At 65.1% G+C, this 16,015-nt stretch carries 15 protein-coding genes; 10 read left to right on the top strand and 5 right to left on the bottom strand.

Annotated elements, in window-relative coordinates; translation table 11 throughout:
• Positions 1-5: 5 nt before the first annotated feature.
• The 3 genes from trxB to rpmG all read left to right on the top strand — a co-directional run bounded on the left by trxB (position 6) and on the right by rpmG (position 1,633).
• Positions 6-959, top strand: coding sequence for a thioredoxin-disulfide reductase (trxB, locus tag ACTPOI_RS07235; RefSeq protein WP_300455475.1), 954 nt, complete (start codon positions 6-8; stop codon positions 957-959).
• Positions 960-1,217: 258 nt separating this feature from the next.
• A complete protein-coding gene (rpmB, locus tag ACTPOI_RS07230; RefSeq protein WP_010463481.1) occupies positions 1,218-1,451 on the top strand; it encodes a 50S ribosomal protein L28 in 234 nt (77 codons plus the stop codon).
• 11 nt (positions 1,452-1,462) lie between these two features.
• Positions 1,463-1,633, top strand: coding sequence for a 50S ribosomal protein L33 (gene rpmG, locus ACTPOI_RS07225; protein WP_008904999.1), 171 nt, complete (start codon positions 1,463-1,465; stop codon positions 1,631-1,633).
• A gap of 350 nt (positions 1,634-1,983) precedes the next feature.
• Here rpmG and ACTPOI_RS07220 read toward each other — a convergent pair whose 3' ends face one another.
• From ACTPOI_RS07220 to ACTPOI_RS07210, 3 genes are all read right to left on the bottom strand, one after another.
• Positions 1,984-3,198, bottom strand: a complete 1,215-nt coding sequence (locus ACTPOI_RS07220; RefSeq protein ID WP_440107814.1) for a DesA family fatty acid desaturase — start codon at positions 3,196-3,198, stop codon at positions 1,984-1,986.
• A 186-nt stretch (positions 3,199-3,384) separates the two neighbouring features.
• Entirely contained in the window at positions 3,385-4,659 is a 1,275-nt protein-coding gene (locus ACTPOI_RS07215) for an RsmB/NOP family class I SAM-dependent RNA methyltransferase (RefSeq protein ID WP_440107812.1), read from the bottom strand.
• A 117-nt stretch (positions 4,660-4,776) separates the two neighbouring features.
• Complete coding sequence (locus ACTPOI_RS07210; RefSeq protein WP_440107810.1) at positions 4,777-6,630, bottom strand: M48 family metalloprotease; 1,854 nt, start codon at positions 6,628-6,630, stop codon at positions 4,777-4,779.
• A gap of 52 nt (positions 6,631-6,682) precedes the next feature.
• Here ACTPOI_RS07210 and ACTPOI_RS07205 point away from each other — a divergent pair, with 52 nt between their 5' ends.
• Positions 6,683-6,988: a DUF1653 domain-containing protein gene (locus ACTPOI_RS07205; protein ID WP_440107808.1), complete on the top strand. Its 306-nt coding sequence runs from the start codon at positions 6,683-6,685 to the stop codon at positions 6,986-6,988.
• A gap of 271 nt (positions 6,989-7,259) precedes the next feature.
• Here ACTPOI_RS07205 and purN read toward each other — a convergent pair whose 3' ends face one another.
• The gene (gene purN, locus ACTPOI_RS07200) at positions 7,260-7,844 is read right to left on the bottom strand and encodes a phosphoribosylglycinamide formyltransferase (RefSeq protein ID WP_440107806.1); all 585 of its coding nucleotides are present in this window, start codon (positions 7,842-7,844) and stop codon (positions 7,260-7,262) included.
• A gap of 21 nt (positions 7,845-7,865) precedes the next feature.
• Between purN and ACTPOI_RS07195 the strand changes: the two genes are divergently transcribed.
• The 5 genes from ACTPOI_RS07195 to ACTPOI_RS07175 all read left to right on the top strand — a co-directional run bounded on the left by ACTPOI_RS07195 (position 7,866) and on the right by ACTPOI_RS07175 (position 14,100).
• Complete coding sequence (locus ACTPOI_RS07195; RefSeq protein WP_440107804.1) at positions 7,866-8,570, top strand: YceH family protein; 705 nt, start codon at positions 7,866-7,868, stop codon at positions 8,568-8,570.
• Positions 8,571-8,617: 47 nt separating this feature from the next.
• Positions 8,618-9,799 (top strand): acyl-CoA dehydrogenase family protein, encoded by a 1,182-nt coding sequence (locus ACTPOI_RS07190; RefSeq protein ID WP_440107802.1) that lies wholly within the window; start codon positions 8,618-8,620, stop codon positions 9,797-9,799.
• Between the two features lie 129 nt (positions 9,800-9,928).
• Positions 9,929-11,044: an acyl-CoA dehydrogenase family protein gene (locus ACTPOI_RS07185; protein WP_440107800.1), complete on the top strand. Its 1,116-nt coding sequence runs from the start codon at positions 9,929-9,931 to the stop codon at positions 11,042-11,044.
• 88 nt (positions 11,045-11,132) lie between these two features.
• Positions 11,133-12,524 carry an alpha/beta fold hydrolase gene (locus ACTPOI_RS07180; protein ID WP_440107798.1) on the top strand — a complete coding sequence of 464 codons (1,392 nt, stop codon included), beginning with the start codon at positions 11,133-11,135 and terminating at the stop codon, positions 12,522-12,524.
• A gap of 256 nt (positions 12,525-12,780) precedes the next feature.
• Complete coding sequence (locus tag ACTPOI_RS07175; RefSeq protein ID WP_440107796.1) at positions 12,781-14,100, top strand: tetratricopeptide repeat protein; 1,320 nt, start codon at positions 12,781-12,783, stop codon at positions 14,098-14,100.
• Positions 14,101-14,131: 31 nt separating this feature from the next.
• Here the strand turns inward: ACTPOI_RS07175 and ACTPOI_RS07170 are convergent, their stop codons facing one another.
• The gene (locus tag ACTPOI_RS07170) at positions 14,132-14,689 is read right to left on the bottom strand and encodes an HNH endonuclease (protein ID WP_069103480.1); all 558 of its coding nucleotides are present in this window, start codon (positions 14,687-14,689) and stop codon (positions 14,132-14,134) included.
• A 166-nt stretch (positions 14,690-14,855) separates the two neighbouring features.
• Here ACTPOI_RS07170 and ACTPOI_RS07165 point away from each other — a divergent pair, with 166 nt between their 5' ends.
• Entirely contained in the window at positions 14,856-15,920 is a 1,065-nt protein-coding gene (locus ACTPOI_RS07165) for a bifunctional riboflavin kinase/FAD synthetase (RefSeq protein WP_440107794.1), read from the top strand.
• The last annotated feature ends 95 nt before the right edge of the window (positions 15,921-16,015 follow it).

Below are 16,015 nucleotides of genomic sequence, written 5' to 3'. Positions count from 1 at the left end.
TCACCATGTCTACCACCCAACACGCGAAAGTTCTGATCCTCGGCTCCGGCCCTGCCGGCTACACCGCTGCCGTCTACGCCGCCCGCGCCAACCTCAACCCGGTCCTGATCACCGGCATGGCTCAGGGCGGCCAGCTGATGACCACCACCGAAGTGGACAACTGGCCCGCCGACGTGCATGGCGTGCAGGGCCCCGAGCTGATGCAGCGCTTTCTGGAGCATGCCGAGCGCTTCAAGACGCAGGTGGTGTTCGATCACATCAACAAGGTCGACTTCAGCAAGCGCCCGTTCACACTCACCGGCGACAGCGGCACCTACACCTGCGATGCACTGATCCTTGCCACCGGCGCATCGGCCAAATACCTGGGCCTGCCGTCGGAAGAGGCTTTTATGGGCCGTGGCGTGTCGGGCTGCGCGACCTGTGACGGTTTCTTCTACCGCGAGCAGGACGTGTGCGTGATCGGCGGCGGCAACACCGCGGTCGAGGAAGCGCTGTACCTGTCGAACATTGCCCGCAAGGTCACCCTGGTGCACCGCCGCGACAAGTTCAAGGCCGAGCCCATCTTGGTGGACAAGCTCAACGACAAGGTCGCGGCCGGCAAGATCGAGCTCAAGCTGTTCCACACGCTGGACGAGGTGCTGGGCGACAACACCGGCGTGACCGGCATCCGCATCAAGAGCACGCAGGACGGCAGCACGCAGGACATCGCCCTGCAAGGCTGCTTCATTGCCATCGGCCATGCGCCCAATACCGAGATCTTTCAGGGCCAGCTGGCCATGGAAAACGGCTACATCATCACGCAGGGCGGCCTCAAGGGTTTTGCCACGCAAACGAGCGTGCCCGGTGTGTTTGCAGCCGGTGACGTGCAGGACCATGTGTACCGCCAGGCCATCACCAGCGCTGGTACGGGCTGCATGGCCGCGCTGGATGCCCAGCGCTTTCTGGAACAGGAATCCTGAGGTTTCAGGACGGCGGCACACGGCCAAGCGGCAAAGCGCTGTACCTCCGTCGCTTACGCCGCGGCGCTGGCTGGACACAGCGATGTGCCGCAGGCTATAATCCGCGGCTTTGCTGATTTCTGCCCGTCTGCGATGGGCATCCTCGGATCGGCAATCGGGTTACCGCCACCCTTTCTGGCGAGGTGAGGTCGCTAGCGAGCCCTGTGCATCACGCCGGGGCGCCCGCAAATGGCCGTTAAAAAGTATCGGAGTGTCCTCATGGCACGCGTCTGCGACGTAACGGGCAAGAAGCCCATGACTGGGAACAACGTTTCCCACGCCAACAACAAAACCAAGCGCCGGTTCCTGCCGAACCTGCAATACCGCCGTTTCTGGGTCGAGACCGAAAACCGCTGGGTTCGCCTGCGCGTTTCGAGCGCTGCCCTGCGTTTGATCGACAAGAACGGTATCGACTCAGTGCTCGCAGACCTGCGCGCACGTGGTCAGGCTTAAGGAGAAGCACCATGGCAAGCAAAGGCGGACGCGACAAGATCAAGCTGGAATCCACTGCGGGTACCGGTCACTTCTACACGACGACGAAGAACAAGAAGACCATGCCCGAGAAAATGCTGATCATGAAATTTGATCCCAAGGCTCGCAAGCATGTGGAATACAAGGAAATGAAGCTGAAGTAATTCAGCCTCGCTTTCTGCAAAAGCCGCCTGGCAGCAATGCCCGGCGGCTTTTTTCATGGTCGGTCTTTAGATTGAGTTGAGGTTCCGCCGGGCTTCCCCAGATACGCAACATGCGCTTGGCGAGGGATCGGTGGCCCAGCATTACGGCAAGCCCACTCCAGGCCGAACGCAAAGCCGTCCGGCCTTTCGATGAGGGCCTTCCTGCCAACGAGCCGACAAGCCAAACCGTGCCGGGAACGGTTGGGCGGATGAGACAGCAACGACGCCGAGCTGCTCCAGAAACAAAAAAACCGCCACCGGCTTTCGCCCGGCGGCGGTTTGTCCTGCAGCGAGTCGACGGGGAACGGCCGTCAGGCCTTTGCAGCCCGCAGGCCGATCGAAAAATCGCGCAGCGCGGCAATACCGCTTTCCTCGGCGCGGCGGCACCACGCCTGCAGGTCGGCCGTGAGCTGCTCGCGCGACTGCGAGGTATTGAGCCACAGCTGGCGCAGCTCTTCGCGCATGGTCACCATCTTGTCCAGCGTGGGGTAAGCAGCACGGGCTTGCGCCAGCTGGGGCAGCGCCACGGCGGGCACCTTTTCGGTGTCGCGGTGCAGCCAGCGCTTGGCCGCCTGCAGCACCGACACGTCGGCCTGGCGCGCCTTCAGGGCCGCAATTTCTTCCTGGCACGCCTGGCGCACGCCACGGGCGTAACCAGCCATCACCTCGTAGCGATTGGCAATCAAGGCCTCCAGCGTCTTTTCGTCGGCCACGGGCTTGATGTCGCCCCGCTGCAACTTGGGCGGCACCTTCTTGACGGTGGCCCAGCCCACCTTGCGCATCAGGCTGATGTAGACCCAGCCAATGTCGAACTCGTAAGGCTTGACGGAGAACTTGGCAGCGGTGGGATAGGTATGGTGGTTGTTGTGCAGCTCCTCGCCGCCAATGATGATGCCCCAAGGCGACAGGTTGGTACTGGCGTCCTGCGCCTCGAAGTTGCGGTAGCCCCAGTAGTGGCCCACGCCATTGACGACGCCCGCTGCCCAGAAAGGAATCCACAGCATCTGCACGGCCCACACGGCAGCGCCCAGCGCGCCGAACAGTGCCAGGTTCACGATCAGCATCAGGCCAACGCCCTGCCAGCCAAAGCGCGTATACACGTTGCGCTCCATCCAGTCGTCCGGCGTGCCATGGCCGAACTTCTTGATCGTCTCGGCGTTTTTGGATTCGGCACGGTACAGCTCGGCGCCGCGCCACATCACGGTGTCCAGCCCGCGGGTTTGCGGGCTGTGCGGGTCATCCACGGTTTCGCACTTGGCGTGGTGCTTGCGGTGGATGGCCACCCATTCCTTGGTGACCATGCCGGTGCCGATCCACAGCCAGAAACGGAAGAAATGCGACGGAATGGCGTGCAGATCCAGGGCGCGGTGGGCCTGCGCGCGGTGCAGGAAGATCGTGACGGCCGCGATCGTGATGTGGGTGGTGGCCAGCGTGTACAGAACGATCTGCCACCAGGCCAGATTCCAGAGACCGTGGCCCAGCCAGTCAATCGCAGCGTTCAGCACAACCCAGTCGGGTAACAACATATTCAAAAACCTTCACGACAAAACCACCTGCACACTAGCGAGCAGTGGCTCAATTTTAGAGGCCAGGCCCCTTCCACAGTTCAACCGTAACCACAGTTTTACGCGGGCTTAAGCGCTTTGGAGTGGCTTCCCGAATCTCTGGCAAGGCGCCACGGAGGCAAGTCGCTCCAGGGCACACGGTGTAGGTCAATCCTTTTTGATCCAGGCAGCGGCAAAAAAGCCGTCGGTCTGGTGCCGGTGCGGCCACAGGCGCAGGTAGGCACTGCCCGACTCTCCGCCAGCGCACAGTGCCTGGGCATCGTGCACCTTGAGCTGCTCCAGCAGCGCACCAGCGTCCAGCAGTTCAAAATCCGGGTGCGCGGCGCCGAACGCCTCGGCAATGGCTTCGTTTTCCTGCGGCAGGATGCTGCAGGTGGCATACACCAGACGACCACCGGGCTTGAGCAGGCGGGCGGCGCTCGCGAGGATGGCGGTCTGCTTGGCCACCAGCTCCTCGACCGATGAGGCCGACTGGCGCCACTTGAGGTCGGGGTTGCGCCTGAGCGTGCCCAGGCCCGAGCAGGGCGCATCCACCAGCACGCGGTCGATCTTGCCCGCCAGACGCTTGACGCGGTCATCGCGCTCATGGGCAATGGCGGCGGGGTGCACGTTTGACAAACCGCTGCGCGCCAGGCGGGGTTTCAGGGCATCCAGCCGGTGGGCCGACACGTCAAAGGCATACAGCCGCCCGGTGCTGCGCATGCTGGCGCCAATGGCCAGCGTCTTGCCGCCCGCGCCAGCACAGAAGTCCACCACCATCTCGCCGCGCTTGGCGTCGAGCATGAGCGCCAGCAACTGCGAGCCTTCGTCCTGCACCTCGATGGCGCCGCGGGTGAAAGCGTCGAGCTTGGTCAGCGCAGGCTTGTCATCAATGCGCAGGCCCCAGGGCGAATACGGCGTGGGGGTGGCCTTGATGCCAGCTTTGGCCAGCTCTTTTTGCACATCGGCCCGCTTGTCTTTCAGCGCGTTGACGCGCAGGTCCAGGGGCGCGCTGTGGGCCAGGCTTTCCACCAAGGGCCAGAAGTCGTCGCCCAGCTGGTCCTTCAGGGGCTTGACCAGCCACTCGGGCAGGTTGTGCCGGTGGCGCTCCATCAGGTCATCGACAGTGACGGCGTCGCACTGGTCCAGCCAGTTTTTTTCCTGGTCGGTCAGGGCGCTCTTGAGGAAGTCGCGCGGGCCATGGAAACCGAGTATCGCCAGGCGGCGCTCCTTGGGGCCGGAGCCCGAGGGAGCCATGTGGTCAAACAGCAGCTTCTTGCGCAGCACGGTGTAGACCGTTTCGGCCAGCGTGGCGCGCTCGCGGGGCCCCAGGCCCCGGTTGTCACGAAAGAAACGCGACACCACCGCGTCGGCGGGGTGTTCAAACGTAAGGGTGAGCCTGACCAGTTCGGCGCAGGCATCGAGAAGAACTTTGGGATGCATCCCCCGATTGTCCCATCCCCACCGTCTGGGCCGCGCCAGCCCGCCGGCACAAGCCCGCGGCGCGGCACGCAGGACCCAACGAAAATCAGCCACCAGACGGGCCGCGCCCAACGATCTTCAGCGGGTGTACACCGGCTCGAATGCCGAGCGCTCGATATCCTTGAGCGTTGGCGATTCACCTGCCCAGAGGGCCATCGCGGGGCCGGGCAGACTGAGGCTGCGTTCAAGCGATCGGCACAGGTGGTAGCGACTTTCGTCGTCCATATCGGGTAGCTCCAGAAACACGAGATACGCACGGCGCTGTGCGTGCTCCCGCAGGTTCTTGCGCACCAGCCAGCAGCGGCGCACCGGTGCGCAGCGCGACAGCTCAGCCTGAACTTCTGCCAGCTCGAACGGGCTCAGGTCGTTGCGCGTGATCTGGCTGAAGAACGACGCCGCCGAAAGCTCTTCCCACGCGCGCTCTTCGGACTCCTGCGCACGCTCCAGCCGCTTGCGCCATTGCTTGAAGGCCGCAGCGTCGTGATCCAGCCCCAGGCGCGGGGTTTCCAGCTCGGCCAGCGCCGTGCGCGCCGCCCAGTAGCGGTCGTTGCTGCCCGTCTCCCAAAGCCGGTTCAAGAGGGCCAGCTTGGCGTCGCGGTCATCGTCACCGAGACACGTCACCAGGCCACGCAGTGCGGCCGGGTGCTCGGCACTGCGCTCCAACGCCAGCTCGTACAGGTCCTGCACCGCGGCACGCGGATCAAGGTTGCGCTTGAGGCGTGCCAGTTCCACCAGCTCGGTCGCGCTGGCCTGTGGTCTGGCGGCTTCCAGCGCCTGCACACGCTCGCGCACCCGGCCCAGCCGGGCGTGGTGCAGCTTCCATTCGGTGGCGTTGTCGCGGCACCATTGCTTGTCGAAGTACGCCACCCAGCGCCTGGCTTCGGCGCCCAGCAGCCCCAGCGCCGTACCGCGAGACCATTCGGGCAGGGTGGGCGCCGTGTCTAGCGCTTCGACGCGGTCCCGCAGGCCCGGATGCGTGTCATCCAGATTGCTCAGGCGCTTGAGCCCCTGCCGCAGGGTATCTGCGGCAAAGGCGGCATCGGGCGGTACGGCCAGCAGCTTGCGCATGCTGCGGTAGGGGCCCACGGGCAGCGGATTGCCGGCGGCCGCACTCCAGTGGCTGCCCCAGAACTCCGACTGCAGCCAGGCCCCGCGTACTTCGATCTCGATGAGCGCAGCCGCTGCCACCTCGCGCCCGAGCAGGCGTCCTGCAATGCGGTCGGCCTCGTATTCGTCCTGCCGCGCCAGGGCAAAGGTCTTGGCCGAAAAACGCGGAAAGTACCAGCGCATGAACAGCTGCGTGGCCGCGGCCACGGGGCCTTCATCGTCGGCCAGGCTGTGGTTCAGGCGCATCCACGACAGCCGCGTGCGGTAGATCCAGGCGGCAAACCGGCCGTGGTCGCCGCGCAGATGACCGTATTCGTGCGCCAGCACGGCGATGAACCGGGGGCGGTCCAGGGCCAGCAGCAAGGGCAGGCCGATGGTCAGGTGGTTGACCGAACCGCCCAGCAGGCCAAAGCGCGGCAGCTGCTGGATGCTGGCGTTGAACTCGTCATTGAGCGTGACCTTGTGGATGGGCGGGCCCTTGATCTTGCGGCGGATGCGCTCGAGCGCCTCGAACAGGTCGGGCGCTTCCAGCGCTGTCACCTCGACGCCCGATGGCTTTTCGGCACGCACCCACAGCGCACGCACGCTGATCCACAGCAGGCCCGCCGCACCCAGCAGCGCCCACAGCATGAAGAAGCGAAACCGCCCGGACAGCAACTGCGGCAGCACCCAGGCGAAAATGCCGATGGCCAGCCCCAGACAACCCAGCACCCAGGCGTAGCCCAGCGCAGCGAACGCCGCCACCCGCAACCGGTAGCTGCGGCTGTTATCGGCGCTGGCCAGCTCGCTCAAGCGCACCAGGTGCACAAAATCTGCCTGATCCACGGGCACTCCCTCTCTTCATCCGGGTTGATTCTTTTCAGCCGCCATCCTAACCATGAACGACAACGACCTTGCCCCCCTGCCTGCCAGCACCCCGCCAGGGCTGTACCGCCACTACAAGGGCATGCTCTACGAAGTGGTCGGCACAGCGCGCCACAGCGAAACGCTGGAGCCCATGACGGTGTACCGGGCCCTGTACGGCCAGCATGGTCTGTGGGTGCGCCCCGCGGCGATGTTTGCTGAAGACGTGGTGGTGGACGGCGTGCGGCGCCCCCGGTTTGAGCGCTGCGGAACGGTACAGGGCGAAGGCGCGGCGGGTAGCATCAGCACAGACCAAGGCCCGGGCAACGACCCGGCGTGAACGCGGCGGACGCCATTGCCTTGCGGTGCACTGCACCCGGGCAGGCGTCGCCGGTTGCCACGTGCCGTGGCGTGCTGGAACGCGAGCCCTGCAAGCCCTCCACAGCCGGAATTGATGTCAAAACCGGGTGTAGCGCTTGATTTAATTGCCTCTATAGCTATATTTTTTATAGCAAAAGGCTCTCCATGACAAACAGCCACCGGATTACGCAATTACCGGCCGAGCGCTGCGCCATGACGGCGCCCCGCCCCAAGAGAGCGGGCTGCCCGCATCAGAGCGTCTGCAGCAGCGCCCGCACGGCGCGGGGGTAGATGATGTGTTCCTGGGCCAGCACCCTCGCCGCCAGCACGTCGGCCGTGTCGCCGGGCAGCACCGGCACCACGGCCTGGTCGAGGATGGGACCCACGTCCAGCTCGGAGGTCACCTGATGCACCGTGACGCCCGCAAACTTGCAGCCTGCGTCAATGGCCCGCTGGTGGGTGTGCAGCCCTGTGAAAGCGGGCAGCAGCGACGGGTGGATGTTGATCAGCCGCCCGGTGTAGCGCTGCACAAAGGCCGGTGTGAGGATGCGCATGAACCCCGCCAGCACCACCAGGGCCGGCTGGTAGCTCTCAATGCGGGCCGCCAGCGCGGCATCAAACGCGTCTCGGCTGTCAAACGCCTTGTGGTCCAGCGCCTCGGTGGCAATGCCGTGGCCTCTGGCAAACACCAGCCCCTGGGCGTCTGACTTGTTGCTGATCACTGCCGCCACGCGGGCGCCGTAGCGCTGCTCCCAGTGCTCCTGCTGCGCGGTGCGCACGATGGCCGCCATGTTGGAGCCCCCGCCTGAGATCAAAATCACGATGTTCTTGTTCATTTGCCCCGGATTATCCCAGCCATGCCCTTCGACCCCGCCACCCGCCCCCTGACCGCCAACGAGGCCCGCGTGCTGGCCACGCTCATGGAGAAAGCCCGCACCGTGCCCGACAGCTACCCCATGTCGCTCAACGGCCTGCTGACCGGCTGCAACCAGAAAACGAGCCGCGAACCGGTGATGCAGCTCAGCGACGCCGAGGCCCAGGAAGCCCTGGATTCGCTGAAGCTGCTGACCCTGGCGTTTGAAAGCAGCGGCAACCGCACGACCCGCTGGGAGCACAACTTTCAGCGCGGCATCGGCGTGCCCGAGCAATCGGCCGTGCTGCTGGGCCTGCTCATGTTGCGCGGCCCCCAGACGGCGGGCGAGTTGCGCATCAATGCCGAGCGCTGGTACCGCTTTGCCGACATTTCCTCGGTGGAAGCTTTCCTCGACGAACTGCAGGAGCGCAGCGCCGAAAAAGGCGGCCCCCTGGTGGTGCAACTGCCCCGCGCACCGGGCGCACGCGAGCAGCGCTGGGCGCATCTGCTGTGCGGGCCGGTGGACACCACCGCTGCCGCGGGCGGGCAACCCGGCGCCGCCAGCCCGGGGAGCGCAGATGCCCTGCGCATGCGCGTGCAGACTCTCGAATCAGAAGTGGCCAGCCTGCGCGCCACCGTGCAGCGGCTGTGCAACGAGCTGGGCATAACCCCAGAGCCCGCCCCCATGTCACAACCCGGACAGGAATAAAACGAACGACCGTGCTACAACTGCGGGGTCATAAGGAGACGCACCGCATGGATCTCGCATTCACCCCCGAAGAGCAGGCCTTCCGCGAAGAAGTTCGCACCTGGGTTCACGCCAACCTTCCCGCAGAAATTTCGCACAAGGTGCATAACGCACTGCGCCTGACGCGAGACGACATGCAGGGCTGGGCCAAGATTTTGGGCAAAAAAGGCTGGCTGGCCTTTGGCTGGCCCGAAGAGTTTGGCGGCCCCGGCTGGACCGCCGTGCAAAAGCACCTGTTTGAAGAGGAATGCGCCCTGGCGGGCGCGCCGCGCATCATCCCGTTTGGCCCCGTGATGGTGGCGCCGGTGATCATGGCGTTTGGCAACGCCGAGCAGCAAAAGCGCTTTCTGCCCGGTATCGCCAGCGGCGAAGTCTGGTGGAGCCAGGGCTACAGCGAACCCGGATCGGGCTCGGACCTGGCCAGCGTGAAGACCCGCGCAGAGCGCGTGGGCGACAAGTACATCGTCAACGGCCAAAAGACCTGGACCACGCTGGGCCAGCATGGCGACTGGATGTTCAACCTGGTGCGCACCAGCAACGAAGGCAAGCCCCAGACGGGCATCAGCTTCCTGCTGGTGGACATGAAGTCGCCTGGCGTGACCGTGCGCCCCATCAAGCTGCTGGATGGCGAATGCGAAGTCAACGAGGTGTTCTTCGACAACGTCGAAGTACCGGTGGAAAACCTGGTGGGCGAGGAGAACAAGGGCTGGACCTACGCCAAGCACCTGCTCAGCCACGAGCGCACCAACATTGCCGACGTGAACCGCAGCAAGCGCGAGCTGGAGCGCTTGAAGCGCATCGCCAAGACAGAAGGCGTGTGGGACGACAGCCGTTTCCGCGACCAGATTGCCCTGCTGGAGGTAGACATCGTCGCGCTGGAAATGATGGTGCTGCGCGTGCTCTCGGCTGAAAAGAGCGGCAAGAACTCGCTGGATATCGCGGGCCTGCTCAAGATCAAGGGCAGCGAGATCCAGCAGCGCTACGCCGAGCTGATGATGCTGGCCGCCGGCCCCTTTGCCCTGCCCTTCATCGAAGAGGCCATGGAAGCGGGCTGGCAAGGCAACTTCCCCGGCGGTGCCACGGCCAACGCGCCGCTGGCCTCGACGTACTTCAACCTGCGCAAGACCACCATCTATGGCGGCAGCAATGAAGTTCAACGGAACATCGTGGCGCAGACTGTTTTCGGCTGACGCCGACAACAGTCCGCGCCTTGCGCGACAGGACTGCTCCCCCGTGCCCCCTCCGGGAGGGGGTTTCAGCCAGAGCTACGCCGGTTGATGAAGCGCCAAGGCGCCACCAGCCCGCATAAGGAGAGACACATGGATTTTGATTTTTCTGACGACCAGGAACAACTGCGCGACGCCGTCCGCAAGTGGGTGGACAAGGGCTACACGTTCGAGCGCCGCCGCGCTGCCGTGGCCGCCGGTGGCTTTGACCGTGCCGCCTGGAGCGAACTGGCCGAACTGGGCCTGACCGCACTGACCGTGCCTGAGCAGCACGACGGCATGGGCCAGGGCGCCATCGACGCCATGGTGGTGGCCGAGGAACTGGGCCGCGGCATCGTGCTGGAGCCGATTGCGCAATCGTTCATTGCCAGCAGCGTGCTGTCGCACTACGCGCCAGCGGCCGTGCAGTCAGTCTGGCTGCCCCGCGTGGCCAGCGGTGAGGCGCTGGTAGTGCTGGCGCATCAGGAGCGCAAAGCACGCTACCGCCTGGACGTTTGCGAAGCAAAAGCGGCTGTAGCGCAAGCGGCATATGCCGTCACCGCTACCAAAAGCGTAGTGCCCGTGGGTGATCGCGCCGACGCATTCATCGTGCCTGCACAGCTCGACGGCAAGATCGCCCTCTTCCTGGTCGAACGCACTGCCAGCGGCGTCACCACCCAAGGCTACGTCACGCAGGACGGCAGCCGCGCCGCCGAATTGCAGCTGGTCAACGCGCCGGCCACGCTCATCACCACCGACGGCTTGGCCGCGCTGGAACTGGCTGTGGACACCGGCATTGCTGCCACCTGCGCCGAAGCGGTGGGCGTGATGGACAAGGCCGTGTCGACCACGGTCGACTACATGAACCAGCGCAAGCAGTTCGGTGTGGTGATCGCCAGCTTCCAGGCGTTGCGCCACCGCGTGGCCGACATGAAGATGCAGCTGGAACTGGCCCGCTCGATGAGCTACTACGCCAGCCTCAAGCTGGGCGCACCTGCGGCAGAACGCCGCGCCGCCATGGCCCGCGCCAAGGTGCAGCTGGGCCAGTCCATGCGCTTTGTCGGCCAGCAGGCCGTACAACTGCATGGTGGTATCGGCGTGACCGATGAATACATCGTGAGCCACTATTTCAAGAAGCTCACGCAGTTGGAGATGACGTTTGGCGACACCCTGCACCACCTAGGTGAGGTGTCGGCCCGCATGCAGGACACCGCAGGCGTGTTTGCCTGATGTGAACTGACGCAATCGCGTAACACCCGCAAACGATGCTCGTGGATTCCCCGGTCCACGGGCATTTTTTCTTATCGGAGACACCCCTATGAACCATCCATTCCTGTTGCCACGCCGATCCGTTTTGCTGGCAGCCACGGCAGCCACCCTGGCCCTGGCCGGTTGTGCCACCAAAGGGCCTGGCTTGGCCGAAGCGCCGCCCATCGTCTTTGTGCACGGCAATGGCGACACAGCCGCGCTGTGGCAGACCACGCTGTGGCGCTTTGAATCCAACGGCTGGCCGCGCGAGCGCCTGCACGCCATCGACGTGCCCTACCCCCTCTCGCGCGACGACGATGCCAAGCCCCAGCCGGGCCGCACCTCGACGGCAGAACACATGGCCTACCTCAAGGCCGAGGTGGACAAGGTCCTCAAAACCACCGGCGCCAGCCAGGTCGTGCTGGTGGGCAACTCGCGCGGCGGCAACGCCATCCGCAACTACATATACAACGGCGGCGGCGACAAGACCGTGAGCCACGCCATCCTGGGCGGCACGCCTAACCACGGCGTGTGGGCGATCCCGGGCTTTCGCGAGGGCAACGAGTTTTCAGGCACCGGGCCGTTCCTCAAAGCACTGAACGCGCCCAAGAATGCGGCAGGCGATGAAGTGAGCGGCCCCGTGAAATGGATGACCATCCGCTCGGACAACAACGACAAGTTTGCCCAGCCCGACGGCCTCTGGATCGGCCAGAAAGGCACGCCCACCAATGTGACGGCCGCTGGCCCCGAACTCAAGGGAGCCCGCAATGTGGTGATCGCAGGCATTGACCACCGCGAAACGTCGTACTCGACCGTGGCGTTTGATGCCACCTACCGCTTCATCACCGGCAAGGCACCGGCCACCACGGCCATCGTGGCCGAGAAGACGGTCATGCTGGGCGGCAAGGTCACGGGCCTGGGTGTGGACCCGCTGGACCCAAAGACCGGCAACTTCAGCAACAACCTGCCCCTGCCCGGCGCACAGCTGGAGGTGTTTTCCACGAACCCGACGACCGGCGCGCGTGAAGGTGCGGCATTGCTGCGCACCACCGTTGGCAAGGATGGCCAGTGGGGCCCCCTGAACGTCCAGCCTGGCGTGCCGCTGGAGTTCGTGATTTCAGCGCCCGGCTACGCCACCACACACATTTACCGCAGCGGCTTCCCCCGCAGCAGCGACATCATCCACCTGCGCGCCGAGCGCATGGCTGATGCAGACAAGACGGCAGATTCAGTCGTCACGCTCACCCGCCCCCGCGGTTACCTGGACCCCGCCCGCGACAAGATGATGCTGGACGGCGCCCCGCCTGCCGGGGTGCCTGCTGGCGCAGGCGCCGCATCGGCCAAGATCAAGCCGGCGGGCGGCCAGCGCACGATCACGGCGGAGTTCAACGGCGAGCGCGTGGCTGGCCAGACCTGGCCTGCGCGTGAAGGGCGGGTGGTGATGCTGGAGATCAGCCAGTAGCGCAGCGGCTAAGACGTTGCCATCGGCGTACTGGAGCCCGGGGTGCACCTGCACTGCCGGGCTCTGTGCTTTCGGCGCCTGCTCACTCGCAGCCAAAAACGGAGTTCCCAGACGGCGTCGGGATGCGCATCCCTGTCACCGGCGCGGCACCATGTCCGCGCTGTACTCCGGGCGTGCAACGGGCGCTCCTGGCGATCCGGGATAATGCCGACGATCATCCGCTGGCCGCACGGCCTGCCCTACCTTGAGCCTGTTCATGAGCGCCACGACTTTCCCCACCGATCCGATCCGCCAATACCTTGAGACCGCCCGCGCCCAGATTGCCGCAGGCGAACTGAAAGAAGCAGCCCTCACGCTCAACAAGGCCCAGAAGAAGTCGCCCGGCGATGCACGCCTTTTCATGCTGGCCGGATTGATGGCCGAGAAATCCGGCAACATCAAGGGTGCTTTTGACGCCCTGCGCAAATGTGTTGCGCTGGCGCCTGCCTGGGGCCCTGGCATGCTGGAGCTGGCACTGCTGCTGGCCCGGCAAAACCAGTTTCAGGAAGCCGTGGATACGGCTGAAAAGGTAGCTGCACTTGAACCCAAAAACCTGATTGTGCTGGCTGGCGTCATCGACATTGCCCATCGCGCGGGCCACACCGAGATGGCCATGCGCCACCTGCGCCGCGGGCTCGAGCTGGTCCCTGGCGATGTGGCGCTGCGCCGCCTGCTGGCACGTGACCTGAGCGACCACGGCCAGCATGATGAGTCGCTGGCGCTGTGGAGCGAACTGGTGTCTGAAAATCCGACGGATACTCTTTCGCTGACGGGCCGCGTGCAGGCCTTTATCGCGGCCGGACGTGCCACCGAGGCAGCCAGTGATGCGCAAGCCTTGGTCCAGCTGGCTCCGGACGATGCGGTCTACCAGTACTACGCACAGCTGGCCCGGGGGGAAACGCCTGCGCAGTACCCAGCTGAACTCTCAAGGCCGCTGTTCGACAACATGGCCGAGTTCTACGACGTGCACATGGTCCGCAGCCTCAAGTACCAGTTGCCCAAGCAGGTGGCCGACAAGATCCTTGCGCGCCATCCGGACCGGAGGCTCAATGTGCTGGATCTGGGCTGCGGCACGGGGCTGCTGGGCGTATGTCTGGGGAAACTCGAAGGCTTTCTAATCGGCGTGGACCTGTCCACCAAGATGATCGAGCAGGCCATCCGGCACAACGTGTACGACCGCTTCCACACGGTGAACCTGCACGATGCCCTGAGCGAAACCCCCGGGGACCTGTACCAGGTGATCGCAGCACTGGATGTCTTCATCTATGCAGGTGACCTGACGCAGGCCATCCCCAACGCGTACAGGGTCCTCGCAGCGGATGGCATCCTTGTCTTCTCCTGCGAAACGGCCAGCGAAAGCGGTGCTGATCTGGCACTCCTTCCCAGCGGCCGGTACGCACACAAGCGCAGTCATGTGCAAGCTTTGTGCAAGGCCGCCGGCTTTGACACGGTCGAGATCCAAGACGTGGTGCTTCGCGAGGAAAACCGCCAGCCCGTTCAGGGCTTCGTGGTCACGGCGCACAAGCCGGCGGCGTAACCGGCTTGTGCACCCCGGGAGTACGGCGCCCCTACGCCAGTAGGCGCGACGACCTCGGCACGTGCGCCATCAGGAACTCCATCTGGTCCGCCAGGATGCGGCGGTTGCGCAGGATGAAGTCTTCCCACAGGCTGGGAACGTAGGGCGCGTACAGCAAGGGCATGTGGGCCTGCTCGGGAGTGCGCGGGCCCTTGCGGTGGTTACAAGGGCGGCAGGCGGTGACGACGTTCATCCAGTGGTCCTGCCCGTTGCGCGCAAAGGGCACGATGTGCTCGCGCGTGAGGTCTTCCTCATGAAAGTGCCCGCCGCAGTAGGCGCACACGTTGCGGTCACGCGCAAACAGCTTGCTGTTGGTCAGGCTGGGCTTGAGGCCGAAGGGGTTGATCCCGGGCACGCCCTTGGTGCCAATGATGCTGTTGACGGCAATGACCGACTGCTCGCCCGTGATGGCGTTGTACCCGCCGCGAAACCGGGCGATGTGGGCGCCGGATTCCCACCGCACCTCACCGGCGGCATAGTGGATGACCGCCTGTTCGAGCGAGATCCACGACTGGGGCAAGCCCTGGGCTGAGAGTTTCAAGACCTTCAAAACACGCCTCCTGGAACACAAGTACACAAGGATTCGGAACGCTGACGTCTCGCGGGAGCCCTGCGCTGGGCCACCCGTCGGTCACAATATACTCTGATTCGATGACAGACTGGCGTCCTGCGCTTATTGGGAGCGCGCGAGCTGCTATCAAAAAGATAACAAACCGATGAAGATCTTTCGCGGCTTCCACCATCCGGGCATTGCGCGGGCCTGCGCCCTGACCATCGGTAATTTCGACGGGGTGCACCGGGGTCACCAGGCCATGCTGGCGCTGCTGAACAGCGAAGCCGCACACCGGGGCGTGGAAAGCTGCGTGCTGACCTTCGAGCCCCATCCGCGCGACTACTTTGCCGGAGCGCTCAACAAACCCGAGCTGGCCCCGGCCCGCATCGGCACCTTGCGCGACAAGCTGACCGAGCTGGCCCGCTGCGGCGTGCAGCAGACGGTAGTGCTGCCTTTCGACGCACGGCTGGCCGCCCAGTCGCCCGAGGCGTTCATTCAAAAGGTGCTGCTGGAGGGCCTGGGCGCCCGCTACGTGCTGGTGGGCGACGATTTCCGCTTCGGACGCCAGCGCGCGGGCGACTACGCCATGCTGGACGCCGCCGGGCAGCGCCAGGGGTTTGACGTGGCGCGGATGAACTCGTACGTGGTGCACGGGCTGCGCGTCTCCAGCTCGGCCGTCCGGCAGGCCCTGGCCGCGGGTGACATGGAGGCCGCCGCCCGGCTGCTGGGGCGCCCGTACACGATCAGCGGGCATGTGGTGCATGGCCGCAAGCTGGGGCGCGAACTGGGGGCCACTGCGGCCGGCGCGGGCGACGGGTTTCGCACGCTCAACCTGCGCTTTGCCCACTGGAAGCCCGCCGCCAGCGGCATCTTTGCCGTGCTGGTGCATGGGCTGGGCGCAGCCCCGCTGCCGGGTGTGGCCAACCTGGGCGTGCGCCCTTCGCTCGACCCGAACGACGTGAACGGCGGACGCGTCTTGCTGGAGACCCACTGCCTGGACTGGCCCGCCGAGCTGGGCCCCGAGGGGGCGTACGGTAAAATCGTGCGTGTGGAACTGCTGCACAAACTGCACGACGAGCTGAAATACGACGGTCTGGACGCCCTCACAGCGGGTATCGCCAAGGACTGCGACAACGCGCGTGCGTACTTTGCATCGGCCCGTGCGCCACAGCACAGCACGCCGCTGCACACCGAGACCCGGCGCCAGACCACGCGCGACCGAATTTGAGGCGGCTGCGCCCCGCAGCGCCCGCCACGGCGGGCCCACCCGACCCACTGCCTCGCTCCAATCCCGTTCTTGCTCCGGGCACGCCCCGGAACGCC

Source organism: Acidovorax sp. BL-A-41-H1 (assembly GCF_051942715.1).
Note: the sequence above shows the minus strand (reverse complement) of the source record. Positions and strands in the feature narration are given on the sequence as shown.